Origin of the sequence: Kutzneria sp. NPDC052558 (genome assembly GCF_044547355.1) — a bacterium.
In the GTDB taxonomy this organism is placed as follows: Bacteria; Actinomycetota; Actinomycetes; order Mycobacteriales; family Pseudonocardiaceae; genus Kutzneria.
The window spans coordinates 1-19,759 of sequence record NZ_JBIUAG010000048.1 but is presented as its reverse complement, the minus strand read 5'-3'; the positions used below and the strand labels follow the sequence as shown (position 1 = coordinate 19,759).

Annotated in this window: 16 protein-coding genes; 6 read left to right on the top strand and 10 right to left on the bottom strand. The window is 72.4% G+C overall.

Going from position 1 to position 19,759, the window contains the following annotated elements; translation table 11 throughout:
- Window positions 1-10 precede the first annotated feature (10 nt).
- Both ACIG5F_RS45465 and ACIG5F_RS45460 read right to left on the bottom strand, forming a co-directional pair.
- A complete protein-coding gene (locus ACIG5F_RS45465) occupies window positions 11-793 on the bottom strand; it encodes a hypothetical protein (protein WP_396526490.1) in 783 nt (260 codons plus the stop codon).
- 164 nt (window positions 794-957) lie between these two features.
- On the bottom strand, window positions 958-2,469 hold the full coding sequence (locus tag ACIG5F_RS45460) for an alpha/beta fold hydrolase (protein ID WP_396526489.1): 1,512 nt from the start codon (window positions 2,467-2,469) through the stop codon (window positions 958-960).
- 98 nt (window positions 2,470-2,567) lie between these two features.
- Here ACIG5F_RS45460 and ACIG5F_RS45455 point away from each other — a divergent pair, with 98 nt between their 5' ends.
- From ACIG5F_RS45455 to ACIG5F_RS45435, 5 genes are all read left to right on the top strand, one after another.
- Window positions 2,568-3,761 carry a PucR family transcriptional regulator gene (locus tag ACIG5F_RS45455; protein WP_396526488.1) on the top strand — a complete coding sequence of 398 codons (1,194 nt, stop codon included), beginning with the start codon at window positions 2,568-2,570 and terminating at the stop codon, window positions 3,759-3,761.
- A gap of 426 nt (window positions 3,762-4,187) precedes the next feature.
- Entirely contained in the window at window positions 4,188-5,123 is a 936-nt protein-coding gene (locus tag ACIG5F_RS45450) for an ACP S-malonyltransferase (protein WP_396526524.1), read from the top strand.
- Complete coding sequence (locus ACIG5F_RS45445) at window positions 5,120-6,106, top strand: beta-ketoacyl-ACP synthase III (protein ID WP_396526487.1); 987 nt, start codon at window positions 5,120-5,122, stop codon at window positions 6,104-6,106. The genes ACIG5F_RS45450 and ACIG5F_RS45445 overlap by 4 nt, the downstream gene beginning before the upstream one ends.
- 64 nt (window positions 6,107-6,170) lie before the next feature.
- The gene (locus ACIG5F_RS45440) at window positions 6,171-6,410 is read left to right on the top strand and encodes an acyl carrier protein (protein WP_396526486.1); all 240 of its coding nucleotides are present in this window, start codon (window positions 6,171-6,173) and stop codon (window positions 6,408-6,410) included.
- A 34-nt stretch (window positions 6,411-6,444) separates the two neighbouring features.
- Window positions 6,445-7,677: a beta-ketoacyl-[acyl-carrier-protein] synthase family protein gene (locus tag ACIG5F_RS45435; RefSeq protein WP_396526485.1), complete on the top strand. Its 1,233-nt coding sequence runs from the start codon at window positions 6,445-6,447 to the stop codon at window positions 7,675-7,677.
- Window positions 7,678-7,755: 78 nt separating this feature from the next.
- Here the strand turns inward: ACIG5F_RS45435 and ACIG5F_RS45430 are convergent, their stop codons facing one another.
- Both ACIG5F_RS45430 and ACIG5F_RS45425 read right to left on the bottom strand, forming a co-directional pair.
- A complete protein-coding gene (locus ACIG5F_RS45430; protein ID WP_396526484.1) occupies window positions 7,756-8,346 on the bottom strand; it encodes a hypothetical protein in 591 nt (196 codons plus the stop codon).
- Between the two features lie 20 nt (window positions 8,347-8,366).
- Window positions 8,367-8,870 (bottom strand): DUF3145 domain-containing protein, encoded by a 504-nt coding sequence (locus tag ACIG5F_RS45425; protein ID WP_396526483.1) that lies wholly within the window; start codon window positions 8,868-8,870, stop codon window positions 8,367-8,369.
- Window positions 8,871-9,132: 262 nt separating this feature from the next.
- Between ACIG5F_RS45425 and ACIG5F_RS45420 the strand changes: the two genes are divergently transcribed.
- Window positions 9,133-10,305 carry a hypothetical protein gene (locus tag ACIG5F_RS45420; protein WP_396526482.1) on the top strand — a complete coding sequence of 391 codons (1,173 nt, stop codon included), beginning with the start codon at window positions 9,133-9,135 and terminating at the stop codon, window positions 10,303-10,305.
- A 120-nt stretch (window positions 10,306-10,425) separates the two neighbouring features.
- On the opposite strand, the gene ACIG5F_RS45415 is transcribed toward ACIG5F_RS45420, so the two are convergent.
- The 6 genes from ACIG5F_RS45415 to ACIG5F_RS45390 all read right to left on the bottom strand — a co-directional run bounded on the left by ACIG5F_RS45415 (window position 10,426) and on the right by ACIG5F_RS45390 (window position 19,317).
- The gene (locus ACIG5F_RS45415) at window positions 10,426-11,820 is read right to left on the bottom strand and encodes a dihydrolipoyl dehydrogenase family protein (protein WP_396526481.1); all 1,395 of its coding nucleotides are present in this window, start codon (window positions 11,818-11,820) and stop codon (window positions 10,426-10,428) included.
- A 110-nt stretch (window positions 11,821-11,930) separates the two neighbouring features.
- The gene (locus tag ACIG5F_RS45410) at window positions 11,931-12,929 is read right to left on the bottom strand and encodes a D-cysteine desulfhydrase family protein (protein WP_396526480.1); all 999 of its coding nucleotides are present in this window, start codon (window positions 12,927-12,929) and stop codon (window positions 11,931-11,933) included.
- 21 nt (window positions 12,930-12,950) lie between these two features.
- Window positions 12,951-13,589, bottom strand: a complete 639-nt coding sequence (locus ACIG5F_RS45405) for a TetR/AcrR family transcriptional regulator (protein WP_396526479.1) — start codon at window positions 13,587-13,589, stop codon at window positions 12,951-12,953.
- Between the two features lie 275 nt (window positions 13,590-13,864).
- Window positions 13,865-15,448 (bottom strand): protease pro-enzyme activation domain-containing protein, encoded by a 1,584-nt coding sequence (locus ACIG5F_RS45400; protein WP_396526478.1) that lies wholly within the window; start codon window positions 15,446-15,448, stop codon window positions 13,865-13,867.
- Between the two features lie 186 nt (window positions 15,449-15,634).
- Window positions 15,635-18,421, bottom strand: a complete 2,787-nt coding sequence (locus ACIG5F_RS45395) for an AAA family ATPase (protein WP_396526477.1) — start codon at window positions 18,419-18,421, stop codon at window positions 15,635-15,637.
- A gap of 224 nt (window positions 18,422-18,645) precedes the next feature.
- Window positions 18,646-19,317: a hypothetical protein gene (locus ACIG5F_RS45390; protein WP_396526476.1), complete on the bottom strand. Its 672-nt coding sequence runs from the start codon at window positions 19,315-19,317 to the stop codon at window positions 18,646-18,648.
- Between the last annotated feature and the right edge of the window lie 442 nt (window positions 19,318-19,759).

The window sequence follows — 19,759 nt, the reverse complement described above, 5'->3', positions numbered from 1 at the left end:
GGGATTTACGTCACTCCGGCTGGGACAGGTCCGGCTTGGGGAAGCCCTCGGCCGGCGTCGGCGTGTCCGAGCCCGGCGGCTGCGGCTGGTTGCGTTCCCACGGCGCGTCCTGGGCCGGGGCGCCGGCCGGCCGGGCGGCCGCCTCGGCCTGGGCCCGGGTCAGCCACTGCTCCCAGCGGGACTGCATCGGACGGATCATCCCGCCGCCCACGCCGACCACCAGGATGCCGCCGACCGTGGCCAGCGCGAAGATCAGCACCGGCTCGGTGACCGTGGTCGCGATGCCGAGCTGGTTGAGCGCCGCGATGACACCCAGGGCCAGCAGGAAGGCGTAGCTCACGGTGCCGAGCAGCTGGCCGTACTGGCGGCCGGCCAGCGCGCCGGTGATCAGCGTGCGCACCACCCGGGCGATCGCCGAGGCGATCAGCACCAGGATGATCGCCACCACCACCCGCGGCAGGTAGGCGATGACCTGGTTGAGCAGGTCGCTGACCGGGTTGCCGGAACCGAAGACGCCGAACGCGTAGTTCAGCGCGATCAGCATCACGAAGTAGAAGACCAGCTGGACGATCAGCTTGCCCGCGTCCACCGGGGACTTCGGGCCGCCCAGGCCCGAACGCTCGACCAGCCGGCCGAAGCCGACCTTGCCGAGCAGCAGCTCGACCGCCTTGGACAGCGCCTTGGCCACCAGCCAACCGACCAGCAGCACGATGAGGAAGCCGAGCAGCTTGGGCACGAACGTGGTGATCAGCGCCCACGCGTCGCCCAGCCCCTGACTGAGTTGATCGCCCATGGTCGAATGGTTTCGCAGCGTCCACCGTGGAGCAACTCGACACGGTTGGCACGAAAGGGGGAACCGCATGGCGCCGGGCCCCGACTTGATCCACAGTGGACACACCGGTGGGGACCGGGGAGACGGAGGCCGCCCGGCCCACGCCGGGCGGCCTCCGGCATGTTTCAGAACGGGGACAGGGCCGCGAGGTAGGTGGTGATGGCCTGGGCCAGGGGGGCGGAGCGGGCGGGGAGGGTGTCGGCGGGGACGTCGGGGCGGGGCGAGCCGGGGCAGACCGAGGAGCTGTCGGGCAGCACGCCGTCGACGAAGTAGCGGTTGATCTTCTCGGTGGCGCAGGGATTGGCGCCGTACTGGCCGTGCGCGCCCTCGTCGGCGACGGTGATCAGGTTGTCGCGCAGCCGCTGGGCCATCGCCGGCCCGCCGGCGTACTCGGTCTGGGTGTCGCCCTCGCCCTGCACGACCACGCCGACCGGATAACCGTTGCGGGACAGGGAAACCGGTGGCTCGGCCGGCGTGAACGAGCGGTAGGTGCAGGTGGTGGGCGCGGCCCGCAGCACGCCGTAGCCGTAGGGGAAGGCGTCCCGGTAGGTCCGCATGTCCTGGTAGTACGTAGTGAGGTCGGACGGCCAGTCGGCCTCGCAGGTGACGGTGTCGAAAACGCCGGACTGCAAGGCATCCAGGCCCCGCTGGGCCAGCGCGGTGCCGGCCCCCACGGCGTCGCCGAGGGCGCCGGCGTCCCCCTTGCGCAGAGCCACCAGCACCTGGGCCAGGTCCGACCACAGTGGACGGTAGCGGGCGCCCTCGCCGACCGCGCCGTCAAGAGTGCTGCGGGTGAACTTGCCGACCGGCGACTTGGCCAGCGTGCCGGCCAACTGCTCCACGGACGCCAACACGGCGGCACGGCCGACACCGAGGCCGAAAGCGCCGTTGCGGTCGCCGACCCACGAGGCCCAAGCGTCCACATCGGACCGATAGGCGGCGGCCTGCTCCATGAACTGCCGCCGCCAGATCCACTCCGGGTGCACCGAGGAGTCCAGCACCGACAGGTTCAGCCGATCGGGGAACAGGCTGCCGTACACGGCCCCGAGATAGGTGCCGTATGAGTAGCCCAGATAGTTGATCTTGGGCACGCCCAGGGCCAGCCGGATCTGGTCCATGTCCCGGGCGGTGTCGCGGGTGTCGATGAACGGCCGGATGCCGCCGCCGGAGCGCTTGCAGGCGTCCTCGTTGGAGCGGGCCTCGGCCGCCCACGCCGCGAACTGGTCGTCGGCGGGTCGGGATTCCAGCCCAACCAGGCCACGCGGGGTCAGGCAGCGCAGGGCGGTGGACGCGCCGACACCACGCGGGTCGAAGCCGACGAGGTCGTAGTACTGGCCGAGCGGCGTGTGGTCGGCGACGTAGCGCGGCATGGACAGCCCGCTGCCGCCGGGCCCGCCCGGGTTGATCAGCAGGACTCCCTTGCGGTGCGCGGGATCGGCGGCGGGCCGCCGGCTCACCACGACGGCGATGGCGCCCTGGTCGGGATGCGCGTAGTCGAGCGGCACGGTCAGCGTGGCGCATTCGAGTGCGGCGAGCGCGCCGGGGCACTGGCCCCACAGCACTCGCTGCGCCTGGGCCGGTGTCACCAGCAGCACGGCGGCGAGCAGGCTGAGCGCGACGGGCAGCAGTCTTCGCAAGACGACCTCCTCCTAGGCTGATCCCGAACATAGGGGCGATTTCGGCCGGCCAGCAGGTTGTTCAGTCGTCCGGGTGGGTGGCGTGCAAAGCTGTGGCAATGGGTGATCTGGCGTGGGACTCGTTGTCGACGGAGACGTTGCGCCGGCTCGAGCACGCCTCGGGCCGGCTGGCCACCGGCACGATCGGCGAGATGGAGCGCCGGCTGCCGTGGTTCCGGCGGCTGCCGGCCGACCAGCGGGCCAGCGTGCTGCTGGTCACCCAGTCCGGGGTCGCCGGGTTCGTGTCGTGGCTGCGGGACAACAAGCAGGCCATCCGGCTGACCGCCGAGGCGTTCCGCTCCGCCCCCAAGGACATGCAGCGCTGGGTCAGCCTGCGCCAGACCGTGGAGCTGGTCCGGGTGGCGCTGGAGGTGTTCGAACGCCTGCTGCCGGAGATCGCCGCCGACGAGAAGGAACGCAGCCAGCTGACCGAGGCCGTGCTGCGCTACGGCCGGGAGATCGCCTTCGCCGCCGCCACTTCCTACGCCGCGGCGGCCGAGGCCCGCGGCGCGTGGGACGCCCGGCTGGAGGCGTTGATCGTGGACGGCATCGTCCGTGGCGACGCCGAGGAGTCGCTGCTGTCACGGGCGTCGGCGCTGGGCTGGGAGCAGTCGGCCGAGGCGACCGTCCTGGTCGGCAACCCGATGTCGACCGAGCCGACCCGGGTCGTGTTCGACGTGCGCAGCCGGGCCGCCCGCATCCACCGGCCGGTGCTGCTCAGCGTGCAGGGCTCACGGCTGGTGGTGGTGCTGGGCGGCAGCTCCGAGGACGAGGCCCGGGGGCACGAGGTGCTGGCCAAGATGGCCGAGGCGTTCGGCCCCGGCCCCGTGGTCGTCGGGCCGACCGTGGACAGCATCGCCGAGGCGCACCGCAGCGCCTCCGACGCCCTGTCCGGGCTGCGGGCCGTGGTCGGCTGGCCGACCGCGCCCCGGCCGGTGCGGTCGCTGGACCTGCTGCCGGAGCGGGCACTGGCCGGCGATCCCGAGGCGGAGTGGCAGCTGATCGAACGCATCGCGCGGCCGCTGGAGGAGGCGACCGGCGGCCTGATGGCCACCGTCGACGCCTTCCTGGAGACCGGCGGCGTGCTGGAGGCGTGCGCCCGCAACCTGTTCGTGCACCCCAACACCGTCCGATACCGGCTCAAGCGGGTCACCGAGCTCACCGGCCGCAACGCCAACAACCCGCGCGACGCCCTCGTGCTGCGGGTCGCCCTCACCGTCGGCCGCCTGGCCAAGGCCCGCGGCCTCTGGTGAGCACCCGCGGCCTCTGGTGAGCACAGGAAGGGGGCCTTCCTCCACTCCGAGTAGAGGAAGGCCCCCTTCCCAGCGCCAAGAGGGGCCCGGGAATGCGCCAAGGGGACCCGGTTGTGCGCCGAGGGGCCCGGGTATGCGCCAAGGGGGCCCGGGAATGCGCCAAGGGGGCCCGGGAATGCGCCAAGGGGCCCGGTTGTGCTGGGAAGGGGGCCTTCCTCCACTCCGGGTGGAGGAAGGCCCCCTTCCAAGCGCCGAGGGGTGATGGGCGGGGGGTGGCAGTGAGCGACGCCTCAGGGGCTAGGATGCGACGCCCTCGACAACCCGACCGGCCGCTCACTGGACATTTTCCGGCAACCTTTGGAGGATTCCTACAACGCTGACCACTGGACTTCGTCGGTGGCGACATCCCGGGACGCCGCCACGACCGTGTTCAGTGATCTGGTGATCGCGCTGCTCGCTCCCGGACAGGGATCTCAGGCTCCAGGCATGCTCGCCCCGTGGCTCGAACTGGACGGCGTGGCGGAGCTCGTCGCCGGCTGGTCCGAGAGCACCGGCCTCGACCTGGCCCGGCTGGGCAGCACGGCCGACGCCGAGGAGATCAAGGACACCGCCATCACGCAGCCGCTGATCGTGGCGCTGACCCTGGTGGCCTTCCGCGAGCTCCAGAAGCGCGTGCCGGTGCCGGCGTCCGCGCCGGTGGCCGGTCACTCCATCGGCGAGCTGGCCGCCTCGGCGATCGCCGGCGTGCTGTCCATGGACGACGCCGTGGCGCTGGCCGCGGTGCGCGGCCGCGCGATGGCCGACGCCTGCGCCCTCGAGCCGACCGGCATGGCCGCGGTGATGGGCGGCGAGGCCGAGGAGCTGCTGGCCCGGCTGGACGAGTACGGCCTGGTGCCGGCCAACCGCAACGGCGCCGGCCAGACCATCGCCGCCGGTTCGCTGGACGCGCTGCAGAAGCTGGCCGACGAGCGGCCGGCCGGCACCAAGGTGGTGATGTTGAAGGTGGCGGGCGCCTTCCACACCCACTACATGGACCCGGCCCGGGAGACGTTGCGGGACAAGGTCGCCGGGGTGGCGACCGCGGACCCGAACCGGCCGCTGCTGTCCAACGCGGACGGCTCGGTGGTGACCAGCGGCGCCGAGATGCTCGGCCGCCTGGTCGCCCAGGTGACCCTGCCGGTGCGGTGGGACCTGTGCATGGACACGCTGGCCCGCTCCGGCGTGACGACCACCATCGAACTGGCCCCGGGCGGCGCGCTGACCGGCCTGGTCAAGCGACAGCTCAAGGACGTCGTGACCAAGCCGATCGCGATCAAGACCCCGGCGGACCTGGACAAGGCAGTGGAGGCGGTGCAGCAGTGAGCGAGCGTCCCAGTCTGATCGGGCGCACCGGCCCCGCCGGCACGAGGCTGTTGGGCTTCGGCAGCGCGCAGGGCAACCGCGTCGTCACCAACGACGACATCGCGGCTATGGGCGTGGACACCAACGACGAGTGGATCCGGCAGCGGGTCGGCATCGTCGAGCGGCGGCTGTGCGACCCGGACCAGACGCTGGTCGACCTGGCCGTTGGCGCCGGTGCCAACGCGCTGGCCGACTCGGGCGTGGCGCCGGGCGAGATCGACACCGTGCTGGTGGCGACCTGCACCATGCCGGGCAACATCCCCAACGCGGCCGCGCAGACCGCGGACCGGATCGGCATCAGCTCGCCGGCCGCGTTCGACCTGAACGCCGCGTGCGCCGGCTTCCCGTACTCGCTGACCGTGGCCAGCGACATGATCCGCGGCGGCAGCGCCAACAAGGTGCTGGTGATCGGCGCGGAGCGGTTCACCGAGTGGGTGGACTGGAAAGACCGCGGCAACTGCATCATCTTCGCCGACGGCGCGGGCGCCTGCGTGGTCGGCCCGTCCGACGAGCCGCTGATCGCGCCGGCCGTGCTGGGCAGCTCCGGCGACCTGGTGGACATGATCGGTCTGACCCCGGCCGGCCACATCTTCCAGGAGGGCCAGTCGGTCTTCCGCTGGGCCACCACGCAGATCGCGCCGATCGCCGAGCGCGCGGTCGAGGCGGCCGGCGTGAAGCTGTCCGACATCGACGTGCTGGTGCCGCACCAGGCCAACCTGCGCATCGTCGAGCACATCGCCAAGAAGCTGCGGGCCAAGGGCGCGCGCGACGACATGGTGGTGGCCGACGACATCGTGCACTCCGGCAACACCTCGTCCGCGTCGATCCCGATGGCCATCGACCACATGCGGGCCGACGGCCGGATCACCAGCGGCGACGTGATGCTGCTGGTCGGCTTCGGCGCCGGCCTGTCCTACTCGGGCCAGGTCGCCATCTGCCCGTGACGGGCAACAGCTTTCCGGCGCGGCGACCCGCTCCGCCGGGGATCACGATGAAAGGAACCACAAGGTGGAGAACGAGGAGATCCGCACCGGTCTGGCCGAGATCGTCGAGGAGGTCGCCGGTGTCGCCGTCGACGACGTGACGATCGACAAGTCCTTCGTCGACGACCTGGACATCGACTCGCTGTCCATGGTGGAGATCGCCGTGCAGGCCGAGGACAAGTTCGGCGTGAAGATCCCGGACGACGAGCTGGCCAACCTGAAGACGGTCGGCGACGCGGTGAACTACATCGCCAGCAACGCCTGAGCTTGTCGGTCAACAGCAGTAGAGCGGAGGCGAAGTGAGCTCTGTCGACGTCGTCGTCACCGGTGTCGGCGCGACGACCCCACTGGGCGGGGACGTCGCGTCCACCTGGGACGGCCTGCTCGCCGGCCGCAGCGGGGTGTCGACCCTGGACGCGGACTGGGTGCACAAGTACGAGCTGCCGGTGCAGATCGCCGCGCAGCTCAAGGTTCAGCCCACCGAGATCCTGCCCAGGGTCGAGGCCCGGCGGCTGGACCGCAGCGAACAGGTCGCCATGGTGGCGTCCCGGCAGGCTTACTCCGACGCCGGCCTCGACGAGGACAGCGTCGACCCGGAGCGGCTCGCCGTGATCATCGGCACCGGCATCGGCGGCGCGCTGACCCTGCTCGCCCAGGATGACCTGCTGGAGACGGCGGGCCTGCGCAAGGTGTCGCCGCTGACCGTGCCGATGCTGATGCCCAACGGGCCGGCCGCGCACGTCGGCCTGACGCTCAAGGCCCGGGCCGGGGTGCACGCCCCGGTGTCGGCCTGCGCGTCCGGCGCGGAGGCGATCGCCTGGGCGTACCGGATGATCCGCAGCGGCGAGGCCGACGTGGTCGTGGCCGGCGGCGCCGAGGCGTGCATCACCGGCATCACCATGGCCGGTTTCGCGCAGGCGCGGACCATGTCCACCCGCAACAACGACCCGGCGGCCGCCTCGCGCCCGTTCGACGTGGAGCGGGACGGGTTCGTGCTCGGCGAGGGCGCCGGCATCATGGTGCTGGAGCGGGCCGACCACGCGAAGGCCCGTGGGGCCAAGGTGTACGGCCGGCTCGCCGGCATCGGCACCAGCTCCGACGCGTACCACATCACCGGTCCCGACCCCGAGGGCAACGGCCAGCTGCGCGCCATCAAGGCGGCCATGCGCAGCGGTGAGCTGGCGGCCGAGGACATCGGGCACGTGAACTGCCACGCCACCTCGACCCCGGTCGGCGACACGATCGAGTCGATCGCCATCCACCGGGCGATCGGCGACCATCCGTTGCTGACCGCGCCGAAGGGGTCGCTGGGGCACCTGCTGGGGGCGTCCGGCGCGGTCGAGGCCATCGCGACGGTGCTGTCCATCCGGGACGGTGTCATCCCGCCGACCGCGAACCTGGAGAACCCGGATCCGGCGCTGCTGCACGAGGTCGTGGCCGGCGAGCCCCGTCGCGTTGAGCTCAAGGCCGCGATCAACGACTCGTTCGGCTTCGGCGGCCACAACGTGGCCCTCGCCTTCGCCAAGGTCTGATCTCCTTTTTGTGTCATGAAGGGCCCCTTACTGACGTTGAACGTCAGTAAGGGGCCCTTCATGACATGACCGGGCGCGTCAGCCGTCGCATTTCTTGTTGACGACCGACGGGCTGCCGATGCGGAAGTTGCCGCTGCCCACGTCCTGCATCGGCCACACCATCCACCAGTTGATGCAGGTGGCCTGGAGATTGTCCGGGGCGTCCTTGAGTTCCTGCCGGCTGGTGAACGAGCCGAACACGTCCGCGCCCTTGTCGGTGGCCTCGATGCGGTACACCGTCATGTCGCTGTCCTTGGTGCTGGCCAGCCCGCCCGTCCAGCTCTGCTGGGTCTCCTGTGATCCCACCGAGGGCAGCATGGTCTGCCGCCACAGGCCGAAGTTCCTGTCGTTGGTGGCGTTGAAGTAGTTCTGGATGGCGTCGCGCACCCGGGAGAACAGCGGGTCGTTCTGCGCGAACGGCAGGAAGTACACCGAGCGCGGGTCGGACGGCCGGGTGGCCGTCGGCGCGGAGGACGTGGTGGCCGGCGCGTTGCTGACCGACGGCGGCTTGGTCACCGCGTAGACCTGGCGGGCGATCAGGCCGCCGACCATCGCCCCGACGGCGATCAGCAGGGTGATCGGGATCAGCCAGGTCAACGTCGTCCGATTGGGTGAAGCCTGCGGGGTCACAGCACCGAGAGTGCCACGGCTCACCCCACCCGGTGCAACCAGGTCACCGGCGCGCCGTCGCCGGCCCGGCGGAACGGCTCCAGGGCGTCGTCCCAGGGCCTGCCGAGCAGGGCGTCGACGCCGTGCGCGAAGGACTCGCCGGCCCGGGCCTTGGCCGCCAGGGCCCGCAGCTGGTCCTCGGCCACCACCACGTCGCCGTTGGCGGCGGCGCGCGCGTGCCACAGCCCGATGCCGGGGGCGAAGCAGAAGCGCTCGCCGTCGACGCCGGGGCTGGGATCCTCGGTGACCTCGAACCTGATCATGGGCCACGCCTTGAGCGCGCCGGACAGCTGCGCGCCGGTGCCCGGCTCGCCGGTCCACGCGCACTCGGCCCGCAACTGGCCGGGTGCGGCCGGTTGCGCGGACCAGCGCAGGTCGGCCCGGACCCCGAGGGTGCCCGAGATGGCCCACTCGACGTGCGGACAGACCGCAGACGGCGACGAGTGGACGTACACCACGCCACTGGTCTTGCCACGGTTGTTCACTGCTGACCTCCGCCACTCGCCGAGGGACGTCTTCCCCTACGCCCTCACACGTGCCGGTGACCACCAGCGGATCAAGCCGATGCGCCATTCTGCCCTGCGCCCGGGCTCAGCCGCCACCGCAAGAGCGAGATCACGGGGCAGAGATCACCCGAGCGAGGGGGCAGCAACACGGGTGAGGTCGATCACAGGCCGGGGCGTGGCGCGCGCAGGCGGGCCGGTTACCGTTGTGCCCTCGGGTCATCCAGCTGGGGAGGTGGGCGTCGTGCGCCTGGTGCGACTGGGCGACGCGCAGTCCGCGGTCGCGGCCGACGTCAAGGCGGCGCTGGCGTCGTGGGGCGGCGGCGACGCCGTGCTCGGCGGCGTGGCGCTGGCCGGCTACCTGCCGCCCGGCCGGCCCCGGCCGGTGGACATGCTGGTGCTGCTGCCCAACTGCGTGGTGGTGATCGCCGGCGTCGACCTGCCCGACCCGGCCATGCGGCTGGACGCGCCGGTCACCGGCCAGTGGAAGATCGACGGCTGGCCGCTGGTCGGCCCGGATCCGACGGCGAACCCGGCGGCCGAGGCGGTCGGCGTGGCCGGGGCGGTGGCCGAGGTGGTGCGGGAGACCGGCTTACCCGTTCGGCTGATCCTGGCCATCGGCCCTTACGTCGGTCAGGTGACGCAGCCGCAGATGGACCTGGACCGCGGCATCCGCGTGCTGCACCCGATGCCGACCACGCTGCTGGCCGCCGTGCGCGACGTCGCCGGCCCCGGCCCGGGCATCGGCGCCGAGCAGGCCGGTGGGCTGTTGATCCACCTCTGCCCGGACGAGCGATTCACCGCCGACGAGCTGATCGCCGAGGGTTTCCCGGCCACCGTCAAAGCCGCGCCGGCCGAGGCGCCGGCGAAGAAACGCCGCCGCTGGCTGCCGATCGGGGCCGCCGCGCTGATCGGGGCGCTGGCCGTCGGCAGCGTCATCGCCGCCCTGAGCACCGCCGGCGGCCCTGCCCCGGCCGCCGCCTCGCAGGCCAACGGCTACACCCGGGTCGCGACCGTGGACGACGCCGGCCGGTGCGCCGAGCACGCGTACGGGGACGTGCAGGTGTGGCTGGGCCGCAACCAGTGCGTGGACCTGCGGCGCTGGAACTACCGGGCCGACAGCGACGGGCGGGCGGCCGGGGTGGCCGTGGCCGAGATCCGCTTCGGCGGGGCCGAGCCGGCCGCCGAGTTCCAGGCCCTGGCCGACCAGCCCGGCGCCGGCGGCATCACCGAGCTGCTCAAGGAACGGCCATGGCCCGGCGGCCCGACCTCGTTCGACCGGGCCGCCTACACCAGCAACCGCTCCGGCGGCACGGTGCGCCTGGTCGAGACCGTCTGGATCGGACAGCCCAGCGCCGCCGACGACCCCGCCCTCGTCTCCCTCGCCCACCGCACCCTCAACCTAGCCCTCTCCTAACGCTCCCCTGACGCTCCCCCGACGCTTCCCTGACGCTTGGAAGGGGGCTTTCCTCCACTCCGAGTGGAGGAAAGCCCCCTTCCAAGCGTTGAACGTGAGGCGGGGTCGCCGGGGGGTGGACTAGAGGCCGTAGGCCTCAAGGAGGCGGAGCCAGACTTCGCTGATCGTCGGGTACGAGGGCACGGCGTGCCAGAGGCGCTCCAGCGGCACCTCGCCGACGATGGCCACGGTGGCCGAGTGCAGGAGCTCGGCGACGTCCTGGCCGACGAAGGTCACGCCGACCAGCACCCGTCGCTGCTCGTCGACGACCATGCGGGTCTTGCCGCGGTAGCCGTCGGCGTGCACGGAGGAGCCGGCGACGGCGATGTCCAGGTCCACGACCCGGGTCTCGATGCCGGCGGCGGCCGCCTGGGCGGCGGTGCGGCCGACGGAGGCAACCTCGGGGTCGGTGAACACGACCGCCGGCACGGAGGCGTGGTCGGCGGTGGCGGCGTACTGGCTCCACGGCGAGGCGTCGACCGGGCCCTTGGCCCGCGCTGCGATCACGTCGCCGACGACGCGGGCGGCGTACTTGCCCTGGTGGGTCAGCAGCGCGCGGCCGGTGACGTCGCCGGCGGCGTACAGCCACTGACCGTCCACCCCGGACACCAGGCCGGAGTCGTCGACGTGCAGGTTGTCGCCGGGCTTGAGGCCCAGCGTCTCCACGCCCAGATCGGTGGTCGCGGGCCGACGCCCGACGGCGACCAGCAGTTCGTCGGCCTTGAGCACGGTGCCGTCGGCCAGGCCCAGGGAGATCTCCGAGCCGTCCCGTGACACCCGCACGGCCTTGGCCCCGGTGTGCACGCGGACGCCGTCCTCGATCAGTCCTTCGGCGACGAGCTCGCCGGCGATCGGCTCCAGCTTGGGCAGCGGCCGGTCGCCGCTGATCACCAGGTCCACCTCCGAGCCCAGCCGCCGCCAGGCCTGGGCCAGCTCCACGCCGACCACGCCGCCGCCGAGCACGATCAGCCGGCCCGGCGCCTCCTTGGCCGAGGTGGCCTCGCGAGACGTCCACACCCGGGTGTCGGCGATGCCCTCCAGCGGAGGCATGCTCGGCACACTGCCGGTGCACACCGCCACGGCCTGCCGGGCGGTCAGCGTCCGGTCGCCGACCACCACCCGACGCTCGCCGTCCAGTCGGGCCCGGCCGCGGACCACGGTGATGCCGGCCCCCTCGGCCCATTGCACCTGGCCGGCGTCGTCCCAGTTGGACGTGAAGTAGGTACGGCGGGCCAGCACCTGGGCGGCGTCCAGGTGGTCGCCGACCGGCACGCCCGGCAGCCGGCGGGCGGCGGCCAGCGCGTGCCCGGGCCGCAGCAGAGCCTTGCTCGGCATGCAGGCCCAGTACGAGCACTCCCCGCCGACCAGCTCGTGCTCGACCAGGGCGGCGGTCAGCCCGCCCCGAACCGCCCGCGCGGCGACGTTCTCGCCGACCGCGCCGCCACCGATCACGATCACGTCGAAGGTATCTGTCACGCGGCAACCTCACACCACCGCCGATCCCCGGGCAACCTGATCCCGGCCGTCCGTGCGCTTGGAAGGGGGCTTTCCTCCACTCGGAGTGGAGGAAAGCCCCCTTCCAAGCGTCACAGGGCGAGGGCGGCGGTGGCTTCGGGGGTGTAGGCGAACAGGCCGGGCAGGCCGCCGGTGTGCAGGAACAGCACGGTCTCGTCGGCGCCGATGGAGCCGTCGGAGACCAGCGACACCAGGCCGGCGGCGGTCTTGCCGGAGTAGACGGGCTCCAGGGTGATCGCCTCGGTCGAGCCGAACAGCGCGATGGCCCGCCACACGTCGTCGGTGGGCTGGCCGTAGCCGAGGCCCAGGGTGCGGTCGGTGATCCGGACCCGGTCCAGCGACGGCGGGGCGATGTCCAGCAGCGCGGCCGTCTCGGCGACCAGCGGCCGCAGCACCTCGCGGGCCGCGTCGACCGGACGGGACACGGCGATCAGGTCGATGTCGATCTCCCAGCCGAAGGCGGCGGCGCCGGTGATCAGGCCGGCGGCGGTGCCGGCGCTGGCCAGCGGGGCGACCAGCCGGGACGGCCACAAGCCGGTGTCGCCGAACTGCCCGATCAGCTCGGCGACCGCCTGCACATAGCCGAGCGCCCCTACGCCGGTGGAACCACCGACCGGGATGCTGACCGTCTTTCCGTGAGCGGCCAACAACTCCTGGTGACGGACTTCGGCTTGCTCGTCGGTGTCGAGCACGTGCACGGTCGCGCCGTAGACGCGGTCGAGCAGGATGTTGCCCGACCGCTCGTACGCCTCGCCCTCGCGCGGCACCGAACGCGTGAGCACCAGGTCGCAGGCCAACCCGAGCCGGGCGCAGGCGGCCGCGGTCAGCCGGCCGTGGTTGGTCTGGACCGCGCCGAAGGTGACGACCCGCTCGGCGCCGTCACGGACGGCGGCGCCCAGCAGGAACTCCAGTTTGCGCAGCTTGTTGCCGCCGACGCCGATCAGGCCGACGTCGTCGCGCTTGACCAGGACGCCTGGTCCCAGGCGCTCGGACAGGCGCGGGCACACCTGGAGCGGCGATGGCCACTGTCCCAACTGGATGCGAGGGAAACTCGACAGGTCGGTGGCCATTCGCGCGGTGTCCTCTCGCCGTCAGCTCTTCTCCAGCGCCTTGGCCAACAGCGTAGTGATGACTTCCTGTGCCGTCGCGACCACTTGGCGTCGCTGCCGGCTCGGCACCCGGTCGGCCATCTGCAGCAGTGACCCGCCGGATTCCACCGCGGCCAGGAACGCCAGGCGGTATCCCGCGCCCTTGCGCACCTTGTACCGGGTGGCGAACATGCCGCCGATCTGGTCGGCCACCAGACGGCGGTGGTCGGATTCCGGGTCCTCGAGGTGGTTGTCGAGCACCTCGGCGAAACGGACGCGCCCGAAGTTGGGATCCTGCTTGCGCATCCGCTCGTGCACCGCGAGCACACCGGCGACGGCCTGTCGCCAGTCGTCGGGCGCACCCTGGAAGTACTCCTCGACCTCCGTGAGGAACTTGTCGGTGCAGCGCAGGGCCAGGGCCCGCACCACCGACCGCTTGTCGGGGAAGTACTGGTAGAAGGACCCGATCGGAATGCCGGCGGACTCGGCGATGCGAGCCGTGGTGATCGAGTCGTAGTCCCGCTCGCCCAGCAGCGCCTGGCACGCGTCGAGGATCGCGGTCACGGTGGCCGCTCCCCTTGCCTGCACGGGCTGTCTGCGCATCAGCAGGGCAAGTCTGCTGTTGGTGTGATCGTCCTGCACCGGAACATGGTGCGGCCTCACGGCCCGTTTTGCGCACTGTTCGGCCCAAACACTCAGCGGACTGCCAGGAAAGTCCGGGCGTTGTGGCAGCGCTTTCACGCTGACCAGGGAAAATGCCATTCGGGCCCATATGAGGGGTCATCACCCGGGCGGCCGAGTAACGCTCACTCTGCGGCAAACGGTGCGCAACAGGCCGTGATCACGGGTGCGCCCCGCCCGGCGGGAGCCGGACGGGGCGCGACGATTTTCCAGGATGGCGACCAGATCGCCGGCCGCTACTTGATGCCGGCGGCCTCGATCTTGGCGGCGTCCGGCGAGCCGATGCCGGTCACCAGGTCGAAGCCCGTGCCGGCCCGGTAGGCCCCGTTGCTGCCGCTGGTGATGTCGTGGAAGTTCGACGCGGCGAGCGAGTACAGCTTGGCGTTGGCCGACCCCAGGCCGGTCTTGCCGGCCGCGGCGGCGGCCTGGTTGTAGACGGTGGCGACGCCGGCCCAGATCGGGGCCGCGCCGGAGGTGCCGTACACCGAGGTCCACTGGCCCTGCGTGTAGACGGAGATGCCGGTGGGCCCGCCCTGGGCGGAGACATCGGGCACCTGGCGCTTGCCGGAGGTGCCGACCTTCACGCCGCTCTGGAACGAGGGCAGCGCGAACACGCTGGAAACACCGCCGCCCGAGCCGTTCCACGCGGTCTCGCTCTTCCACGAAGTGGTCGTGGAAGTGGACAGGTTGGTGCCGCCGACGCCGGTCACGTACGGGTCGCTGGCCGGGTAGTCGACGCTGGTGCTGCCGTCGCCGTTGTCGTCCGAGCCGCTGTCGCCGGAGGCGGCGAAGAAGCTCTGGCCCTGGGCCGCGCCCTGCTTGAACACGTTGTCCACGGCCTGGATGCCCGAGGTGGTGCGGCCCTTCTCCGACAGGCCCCAGCTGATCGAGGTGACCGGGATCTTGCTGGCCACGACGGCGTTGGCCAGGTCGACCTCGCCCTGGTCGGTGTTGGGCGCCTCGAACACGGTGATGTTGGCCTTGGGCGCGATCGCCTGCACGGCCTCGATGTCCAGCTCCACCTCGACCTGGCCGTCGCCCAGCGCGCCGGAGCCGCCGGAGACCTTCTGCACCGTGGGCGTGGGCGAGCCGGTGGCGTAGTTGGTGTCGTACTTGGTGATGTTGGCCTGCTGGAAGCCGTCGAACTCCCACAGCGCCACCGTCTGGCCGGTGCCGTTGTAGGTGGACGACACGTCGTAGGCGCCCTTGAGCTGGGTCGGCGTGAAGCCGCCGCCGGGGCCCGCGTGCGGGGAGACCGCGCCGTGGTGGACGCGGATCTGTCGGTTGTTCAGACCAGCGACGTCGAGCACTACTCCGCTCAGCTCAGCGGGCAGGCTGGGCGCGGAGGCGTTGGCGTAGAAGGAACGAGCGCCGTCGCGGTAGTTCTGCAGCGTGGTGCCGAAGGCCTTCTGGACCGCGGCGGCCGGGCCGCTGGCGTCCACGGTGAGGTGGTTGCCGCTGACGCTGTCCACCGAAAGGCCCTGGCCGCGCAGGTAGTTCGTGACCCGGTCGACCTGGTCGGAGGTGGGGCCGAAGCGGGCGGTGAACTGCTCCGGGGTGAGGAAGCGGCCGTACTGGGCGGAATGCGGGTCGTTCACCGCCGCGATCGTGCGGTCCAGCTCAGCGCTGTTGCGCAGGTTCAGGCTGACGGCCACCGACACCTTCTGGTCGGATGGCACGGCGCCGAGGCTCTGCGCCTGCTGGAGGCCGCTCACCGTGTCCGTGGCCAGCGTGACCCGCGGTGCCGGCGCGGCCAGCGCGACCGGCGCCGCGACCGCGGCGATGGCAAGCGGAGCGACCAGCGCGCCAATGATCCTCACTGTTTTCACGTCTGCTCTCCCGGTGCGGGGAAGGATCGGTACGCACACAACGCTATAAACCGCGCACCCTCGGTGAAACCGAGGAAACCCTTGCCCTGCCCCCGCGAGTCCCGCCCGCCGTCACACCGAAGTGCCGAATTCGTTTCACACGCTCGGTGTGACGCTCGGCGGGACTCGCCGGGGTGGTCAGACGGCTTGGCTGCGCAGGGGCTCGGGTTCGGGCTCGCGGGCCTGCGGGACCGGGACGTCCATGGCCCGCACCAGTTCGGTGCGTGACCGGACGCCTACCTTGCGATAGATCCTCGACAGCGTGGCTTCGACCGTTTTGACGCTTATGAACAGGACCGCGGCCACCTCGCGGTTGGTGGACCCGGACCGGACCAGCTCGGCAACCCGTTGCTCGGCAACGGTGAGCGCCACCGCGTGGTCGGCGCGGGCCTGCGCGCCGGTGCGGTCCAGGTCCTCCAGAACCCGTTCGGCCCAAGGAGTCGCGCCGATCGACACACAGATGTCGTAAGCCTCCGACAGCGCGGCCCGGGCGGCGGCCCGTCGGCGGCAACGCCTTTCCACGCCGGCCAGGGCGATCAGGGTGCGGGCCCGGTCCAGCCCGGTCTGCCGGTCGGCGACCTCGCGCAGCCGGTCCAGCCCGTCGTTGGGCAGGCCCGAGGCCACGGCCAGCAACGCGGCCGCGCGGTCCAGGTTCGCCGACACCGAATGCCGTTCCAGGTCAAGGGCCTGCTTGGACGTGTGGTCGATCAGCTCGCGGGCGTCCTCGAGCGCGCCGGTCGCCACCAGCGCCTCGGCCAGGTCGGCGTGCCAGCGCACCACCGCCGGATCGCGGATGTCCATCCGCCGGCCGATCTCGCCGACCCGGCACAGGGTCTCCACCGCGGCCGGCGCGTCACCGGTGGTCAGCTGGATCTGGCCCAGCACGGCCAAGTTGCGCATCAGGTACAGCTGGTCGCCGTCGGCCGCCGACTCGCGGGCGCCGCGCTCGGCGTACTCGGTCGCCGCGGCCACGCTGCCGCCGTTGGCCTCCGCGAGCGCGGCCGCGAACAGCGCGGGCGGGCAGCTCACGCCGGCTTCGGAGAACAGGCGCATGGCCCGCCGCGCGGTGTCCACGGCCCGCCGGCACTGCCCGGCGCGGGACTGCACCTCGGCCAGCGTGACCATGATCGCGACGGTGTTCTCCACCGCCGCGGTCTCCTCCACCTTGCGCAGCAAGGAGGACAGCCGCCGCTCGGCCCGCGGCAGGTCGTCGTCGTGCAGCTCCATCACGGCCTGCTGCCGTTCCAGCTCCCACGACTCGGTGACCGGATGCCGTTCGATGATCTCCAGGGCGGTGGCCACGGTGGCGCGGGCGCGCGGATTCCCGCACAGGGACTGGAGATGGGCCAGTCGGGTCAGCGCCTGCACGGCGGTCGCCGGGTCACCGGCCACTGTGGCCAGTTCGGCCGAGCGGCCGGCCTGCCTGGCCGCCTCCACGGTGTCACCGCCGAGCAGGGCCCGGCCGGCCAGCCACATCCGCAGTGGCGCCTCCAGTCCCGGATCGCCGGCGGCGTCGGCCAGCCCGTCGTCGATCAACGGGCCGAGGTCGTGCAGGGCCTGTCCGGCATTGCGCAGCAACACGAGCCGGGCCCGCACCCGCAGCCGCGGGCTGCGCGCGTCGGCCAGCACCGACTCGGCCGCGGTCCGGGCCTCGGCCCGCAGCCCGGCGTCGCAGGCGTGCTCGGCCGCGACCAGCCGGCGCTCGGCCCGGATCTGCTGACTGTCCCACGGGGTTCGGTCGGCGGCCATCGCCGACAGCTCGGCCGCGGTCACCGGCGCGCCCCGCCGCCGGGCCGAGGCGGCCGCCGCCATCAGCGTCGCCGCCACCGACTCGTCCTCGTGCGGCTTGGCCAGCGCCAGGTGCCGGGCCCGCTCCACCGGCTCGGTCACCACGTCGGCCAGCCGGGCGTGGGCGTCGATGCGGCGGTGCGAGGGGGCCTCGGCGTAGATCGCCGCTCGGATGAGCGGATGTCTGAACCGGACGATGCCGTCGTCGTCGGCCACGGCCAGGTCGCAGTGCTCGGCCGCGACCAGGTCGGCGGTGGCGTGTGGATGCCCGGCGGCGCGCAGCAGAGTCAGGCTCGGCCGGGTCGCGGCGCTGGCCAGCAGCAGCGTGGCCTGCGCCCGTTCGCTCAGCTCCCCCAACCGGTCCAGCAGCAGGGCCCGCAGCCGCCGCGGCACCGGCAGCGGCCGGCCGGGGCTGTCCGGCACACCCGAGCGCAGCACCGCCCGGCCCAGTTCCAAGGCGTAGAACGGATTCCCGTCGGCCAGCTGGTGGATCTGCAACACCGAGCCGTGCGGCAGCAGGACCCCGTTGTCGCGCAGCAGCAATCGGGCCACCTCGCGCGGAGTCAGCGGCGGCACCGGCAGCTCGGCCACGTCCGGCGGGCACAGGGTGCGGTGCACCGGCTGCTCCCCCTCCGGCACCCGCTCGGCGGCCAGCACCCGCAGCCGGTCGCCGGCCAGCCGGCGGGCCACGAAGGCCAGCACCTCGGCGCTGGGCCGGTCCACCCACTGCAAGTCGTCGATCACCAACGTGACCGGGCCTCGCTCGGACAGCAGCTGCAACACCTGGAGCACGGCCAGCCGCACGCCGAGCCGGCTCTGGTCCGAGCTCGGGTGCTCGCCGCGCAGCAGGGCGGCGTCCAGCGCGGTGCGCAGCGGCGCCGGCAGCGTCGCGAGCAGCTCGTCGGAGACGTCGGCCAGCAGGTCGATCAGGCAGACGAAGGGCAGCCTGCGGTCCGACTCGGCCGGCGCGCAGCGCAGCACCGGGTCGCCGCCGGCGGCCAGCTCGCCGGCCAGCGCGCCCAGCAGCGTCGACTTGCCGATGCCGGCCGGGCCGCAGAACAGCACACTGCCGCCCACCAGGTGTTCTCGTGCCGAGTGCAGGAGCTCGGCACGCCCAACCGGGCCTGATTCATTCATGATGTGGTACCTCAACCGCAGGGCAGAGTTGGTACTCCACCATTCTCTTCGGCCACACACCGGTATTCCAACCGCGTATTCGTGTGAGCCGCTAGGCAGTACGGCCTACGACTTTCGTCGGTAGTCCGCCATTTCGGACGCGCCCGCGACCAGCGCCGACGATCACCGACAGCGGCGCAACGCATCCGTAACAACGCTGTCGCACAACCGCTCAGCCGCAGCCATCATGGCTCAACAACACCGTGCGGGTCGCCATTTGTCAACGCGGTCCCAGCCGGTGGAGCGATCTCCATTTCGCTGGCCCGGGGCGGCCGCGTGACGTAGGGACGGCACAGCCGGACCAGAACGAATCCGGGGGCCAGCAGCGGGACAACCGCCGACAGGGTGGCCGCGGTGACCCCGGCGTGCAGCACGTCCCGCGGCATCAGCACCACCCGCCGCAGCACGAACGCCCGCCGGCCGGGGATGGAGAACAGCAGCAGCACGGCGATGAACGCGGCCAGGCTGAGCAGCGCCCGGTCGATCGCGCCGGCGTAGCCGATGCCCTCGGCCGCGACCATCGCCGCCAGCCAGCCCAGCAGCGCCGGCAGCTGGTTGCGTTCGGTCGTCGACGCCCACAGCAGGCCGCCGGCCACGGCCAGCAGACCCAGCAGCGGCTGCCGCCGGTCGGCCCGCAGCCAGTCCGTGACCGCGTCGAGCCAGCCGGTCGGCACGTCGGCCCAGCCGAGGCCGCCGCGCAGCACGTCCAGCGGCGAGCTGGCGTGCGCGGCGAGCTGGCCGAAGATCCAGCACAGCGTCCACAGCGACACGAAGGCGGCGACCCAGAGCTGCCAGCGCGGCCGGCGGACCGCCACCTGCCACAGCCGGGCCAGTTCCCGCCGCCTGCCGCCCTGCATCCGCGCGCCCCCTCGTGTCGGCTTCCTGTCGATGTTGGCCGGAAACCCCTGTGGGCAGGCCGTATTGCGGCGGCCGAGGGCGTGTCGGCCACGGTGAGTGATCATCCTCACGCGGACGTTTGCACCTGCCGAGGGATGCGGGAACAAGCAGGAGACCCGTACCGTTGTAGGAAGCGGTTGGCCAGTACGTGTCCCCCGGGCCGCATCTGAAACAACCGGTACGGAATACCGTTCGGCTGGAGCCGTACTGCGTTACTCGCCGAGAGGCGACCTACTGGTCGGCCGTTGGGGGGGGGGGGGGGGGGGGGGGGGGGGGGGGGGGGGCGGCGGGCCCCCCCCCCCCCCCCCGCCCCGGGGGGGGGGGGGGCGGGGGGCGCCCCGGGCCCTGGGGGGGGCGGGGGGGACGTGGGGGGTGGGGAGCGCGGGAAGCACGGTCAGGGTG